The following is a 4,097-nucleotide window of genomic DNA, read 5'->3' as shown; positions in this document are numbered from 1 at the left end:
CCGGCTCCCGGCCGGCGCGGCCTTCGGCTTCGGCACGGACGCGGCCGCGGGCGCGTTCGGCGACGCCGAGGTGTGGGAGGAGTTGCGGGACCTGCTGGAACGGGCGAGGCGGCAGGGGTCCCCGGAGCACGACCGGCTCTCCCACTCCGTCGTCGGCATGCACCTGGACGGTGGAAGCCTCGGGGCGGACCTGGCGGTGTTCGGCACGGGCGGCGACGGGGTGTACCCGGTGTGGGTGGGGCGTTCGGCGTCCGGGGAGGTCGTACGGGTGGCCGTGCAGACGGACTTGCCGGATCCCGACGGCTGACGCTGTCGTGTGTCAAGTGCGGTAGGACCACGACGGCCGAGTAGAACTCAGCCGGCCTCCCGGCGAGCGAGCGCAGCGGTGGGAAAGTGGAGGGGTGAAGCCTTCGACCGGTGGGTTGTTCGCCTCGACGGTGCCGTACTACGCCAGGTTCCGGCCCGCGTACGATCCCCGTCTGTTCGCCCTCCTCGGGCGGCGTTTCTCCCTGGACGGCTCCCAGCGGGTGCTGGATCTGGGGGCGGGCAGCGGAGCTCTCACCTTGCCGCTGGCTCCTCTTCTGCGGGAGGTGATCGCCGTCGACCCGGAGCCTGCCATGATCGCCGAGGGCCGCCGGCTCGCCGCCCGGGCAGGGGTGAGCGGCATCGACTGGCGACTCGGCAGTTCCGACACGCTCCTCGCGATGAACGTGGGTCCGGTCCTCCTGACGGTGATGGGCGCCTCCTTCCACTGGACCGACCGGGAACGGCTGCTGCGCGATCTGGACACCCTGATCGAACCCGGGGGCGCGGTGGTCCTGGCGACCTGCGGCGCCCGGCACGACGACCTCGAACCGCCGCCCTGGCTGCCCGTGGTCGAGGAGGTCCGCCGCCGCCACCTGGACCCCGAAGGTCCGCGGGGTTCCCAGCCGGCCCTGTATCCCGAGGTGCGTCACCAGGAGGTCCTGCTCCGCTCGCCGTTCTCCCGGATCGAGGAGGTGCACTGGGACCGGACGGTCAGCCGGGGCCTGGACGAGGTCGTCGGTCTCCAGCTCTCCTACAGCTTCACCAGCCCGGCCGCACTCGGCTCCGGCCGCGCGGCCTTCGAGCAGGACCTCCGCCAAGCCCTGCACGCCTACGCTCCCGACGGCGGACCCTTCGACGAACGTGTCCGCACAGAGGCCCTCATCGCCGTCCGGCCCCCGGGGCGAGATCGGCCACCCCGCCGGTGAGCGCGCCGATGAGCTCGCCGAGAGCGTCGCGTACTGCCGTCTGGCTGGCCGCGCAGCCTGCCAAGGCGTAGCTGAGCTGAGGTCGTGCAGGTGAGGGCTCGAACAGAGGACGAGGTGTGGAGTTCGCCGCGGTGATCCCCGGGGGTGGGTGTCGCTCAGCCGGTGCCGGGTGGTCGAGACCGTGACGAGCACCCACACCCAGGGGGCCGGGCAGCGGCACCGCTCGGGCCGGCCACACCTGTAGGCCGGCCCGTGCGGCGGGGGCGACGTCGCTCGGTCGGAACGCGTCAGGCGGGGTACGGCGGATCGTGCTCCGCCTTACCCCGCCGTACCCCGCCGGACTGTCGGGTTCCGCTGTGCCGGTCAGCCGCCGACGACGACCGCCGCCCAGATCTTGTCGATGGCCCACTGGCATTCCAGGTCGTAGCCGGGAGGCTTCGGCGGGCTGTAGATGCCGGTCCTTTCCGGGCCGTTCGCGCAGGCCCGCTGCAGGTCCTGCCGGAACACCGCGTCGACGCGGCTCTTCGGGCTGTCGGTTCCGATTCCGGTGACGCCGAGGACACCGTTGCGGAAGCCTTCTTCGCCGAGGGCGTCGCGGTAGTTCTGGTAGCCGAAGTCGTGCCGGTCGCAGGCGCTCTTGAAGTGCATGCCGAACTGGCCCAGCGAGTCGCCGATCACGTTGCAGCCGTTGGCCTCCCAGCGGAACTTGTACGGGTCGGGCTCCCCCTTCTCGTGGCTGTACGCCAACCGCACCCACGTGCCGGTCGTCCTCTTGTCCCCCTGGTCGAGTTCGGTCAGCTCGTGCAGCCGCTCGATGTTCTGCGCGACGGGCAGGAGCGATCCGGGAGCGAGGTCCGCCAGCGGGAGCCAGGCACCCAGCGCACCACGGCGCGACACCCCGGAGCGGTCGGGCCAGACACCGTAGATGATTCCGGTCCGGGAGCTGATGAAGGTGGCGCCGGGGCCGCCGGCCCCCGACCAGGTGCGGTCGTCGGAGGAGAACGCGGCCACGTCACCGCGCCCCGGAGTGGTCGCCAGCAGTGTCTTGCCGCCGCCGTAGATGTGCTGCGCGGGGTCTCCGGCGTGCCGCCATCCGTTCTCGGGGGTCCATTCCTCGACCTCGGTCCGGTCGGTGTTCAGCCGGTACAGGGCGTCGTTCGTGACGGCGAACTCCGCTCCCGGGCCGCCGAGCCCGTGCCAGGTACCGTCCGCGTACCGGCTGACGTCCCCGCTGCCGGGTGCGGTCGCGAAGATTCCCGCTCCGCCTCCGTAGAGGTGCTCGAAGCTGCCGTCGATGGTCACCCACCCGGTGGCCTCGGTCCACTTGTGGACCGAGGTCCGGTCGGGGGACAGCCCGTACAAGGCGTCGTTGGTGACGGCGAACTCGGCTCCCGGGCCGCCGATGGGCTGCCACCGCCCGCCCTGGTACCGGGCGATGTCGCCCTGGCCGGGCAGGACGGCGAACAGCCCGGCCCCGCCGCCGTAGATGCGCTGGGCGCCATCGCTCTTGACCTGCACCCAGGAGTCCTGGCCGGTAGCACGGTAGACCGCGGAGCCGTCCTCCGCCAGCGCGTACACGTCCTCGTTGGTCGCCACCAGGGATCCCACGTGGGAGGCGGATGCCTGCGGGGCAGGGCTCTCGCTCTGCGAGGGGGCCGCATTCGCGGCGACGCCGACGGCGATGACGCCGACGATGAGGAAGCAGAGCATGCGGATGGCGCCGTGGACGCGCTGCCACCAGCTCGTACTCGCGGGCCTTTGGGGCGTTTGCCGGTCGTGTGCGGGCATGACGGGCTTCATCAGGGTTTTCCTTCCGGGAGATTCGGGGTGGAGCGGACTCGGCGGGCGCGGCAGCGGCCCCGGCCGGTCAGAAGGTGACGACGAAGGAGAGAAGGAGGATCCGGCTCCTTGAAGCCGGAGAGCCGGTTGGCGACGGAGGGCAGGGTCTGGGTGCTCAGGCTCGAATCCAGTTGCCAGGCCATGGACACGAAGCCGGAGCCCCCGCCTTCACCCAGTGCTGGGCCCGGGCGGTGATCTGCTCGTGGGTGACCGGACCGCCCGGGGCCGCCCCGTTGCCGATGGTTCCGGTCGACGCGGACTTCGCGTAGTGGCCGGTGACGCTGGCCTGGGCGGGGATGACGGCCAGCCCGACGGCCAGGACCAGCCCGGTCAGGGCCGCGATGGCCTTGGGGCGGCGTATGAACGGCTGTTTCAAGGTGGTCCCTTCGCCGTGGTGGAGTCCGCCGGCCTGGTCGGCGGAAGCGGTGGAACACCACGCTGGAACCTGATCTGATTATCCGGTGGGGTGTGATCGCATCAGTGCAGGTCAGCGAGGGTGGGGACGCCGGACATCCGCGAACTTGCGCGAACTTCCGCGAACACGCCGGTGACTGAAGGGGGAGTAATGAACCGACCAGGGCGCCTGCCGGGCCCGCTGAAGGGCCGCACCGCCGAGGCCAACGCACTCGCGCAGTTCCTGCGGGACCTGACGACCGAGTACACGGTCAGCCGGCTGGAGGAGCGCTACGACCTGAGCCGCAGTGTGTGGAGCGAGTACCGCTCCGGCCAGAAGATCATTCCGCTCGCGCGGCTCAACCAGATCATCGATGACCGCTTCGCCCGCGACCCGCGCACCAGGGAACTCAAGCTGCAGGAAGCACGCCGACTGCACACTGCCGCCACTGCCGCCACTGCCGCTACTGCCGTGACTGCCACGACCGCCGCCACTGCCGCGACCGCCGTCACGTCGGCCCCCACCCAGCTCCCGCCCCCGGACGCGGCCGTCCCCGCGAGCCGTCCGGCGGGAACGGTCCAGGCTCCCGCACCCTCGCCGAACCCAAGTACCTGGGCCGCTGAAGCGGCCCG

General features: G+C 71.5%; 4 protein-coding genes and 1 pseudogene. 3 read left to right on the top strand and 2 right to left on the bottom strand.

The features are described from left to right. Together AB0O29_RS34365 and AB0O29_RS34360 are read left to right on the top strand one after the other, a co-directional pair. Nucleotides 1-307, top strand: a 307-nt coding sequence (locus AB0O29_RS34365; protein WP_365159904.1) for a DUF4241 domain-containing protein, incomplete at its 5' end; no start/stop codon positions are given. A gap of 94 nt (nucleotides 308-401) precedes the next feature. Further along, complete coding sequence (locus AB0O29_RS34360) at nucleotides 402-1,232, top strand: class I SAM-dependent methyltransferase (RefSeq protein ID WP_365159901.1); 831 nt, start codon at nucleotides 402-404, stop codon at nucleotides 1,230-1,232. A gap of 363 nt (nucleotides 1,233-1,595) precedes the next feature. Here AB0O29_RS34360 and AB0O29_RS34355 read toward each other — a convergent pair whose 3' ends face one another. Beyond that, complete coding sequence (locus tag AB0O29_RS34355) at nucleotides 1,596-3,032, bottom strand: phospholipase A2 (RefSeq protein ID WP_365159898.1); 1,437 nt, start codon at nucleotides 3,030-3,032, stop codon at nucleotides 1,596-1,598. Between the two features lie 154 nt (nucleotides 3,033-3,186). Next, a complete protein-coding gene (locus AB0O29_RS34350; RefSeq protein ID WP_365159895.1) occupies nucleotides 3,187-3,447 on the bottom strand; it encodes a hypothetical protein in 261 nt (86 codons plus the stop codon). A gap of 189 nt (nucleotides 3,448-3,636) precedes the next feature. On the opposite strand from AB0O29_RS34350, the pseudogene AB0O29_RS34345 reads away from it, so the two are divergent. Then, a pseudogene (locus AB0O29_RS34345) lies at nucleotides 3,637-4,097 on the top strand (hypothetical protein); the annotation flags it as partial.

This window comes from Streptomyces sp. NPDC089915 (genome assembly GCF_040684675.1).
Taxonomy (GTDB): domain Bacteria; phylum Actinomycetota; class Actinomycetes; order Streptomycetales; family Streptomycetaceae; genus Streptomyces.
The sequence above is the reverse complement of the archived record's forward strand: the minus strand, read 5'-3'. Positions and strand labels throughout refer to the sequence as shown.

Excerpts from the sequence above, each read along its gene's own strand:
- AB0O29_RS34355 (WP_365159898.1), bottom strand. The coding sequence starts at position 3,032 with ATGAAGCCCGTCATGCCCGCACACGACCGGCAAACGCCCCAAAGGCCC.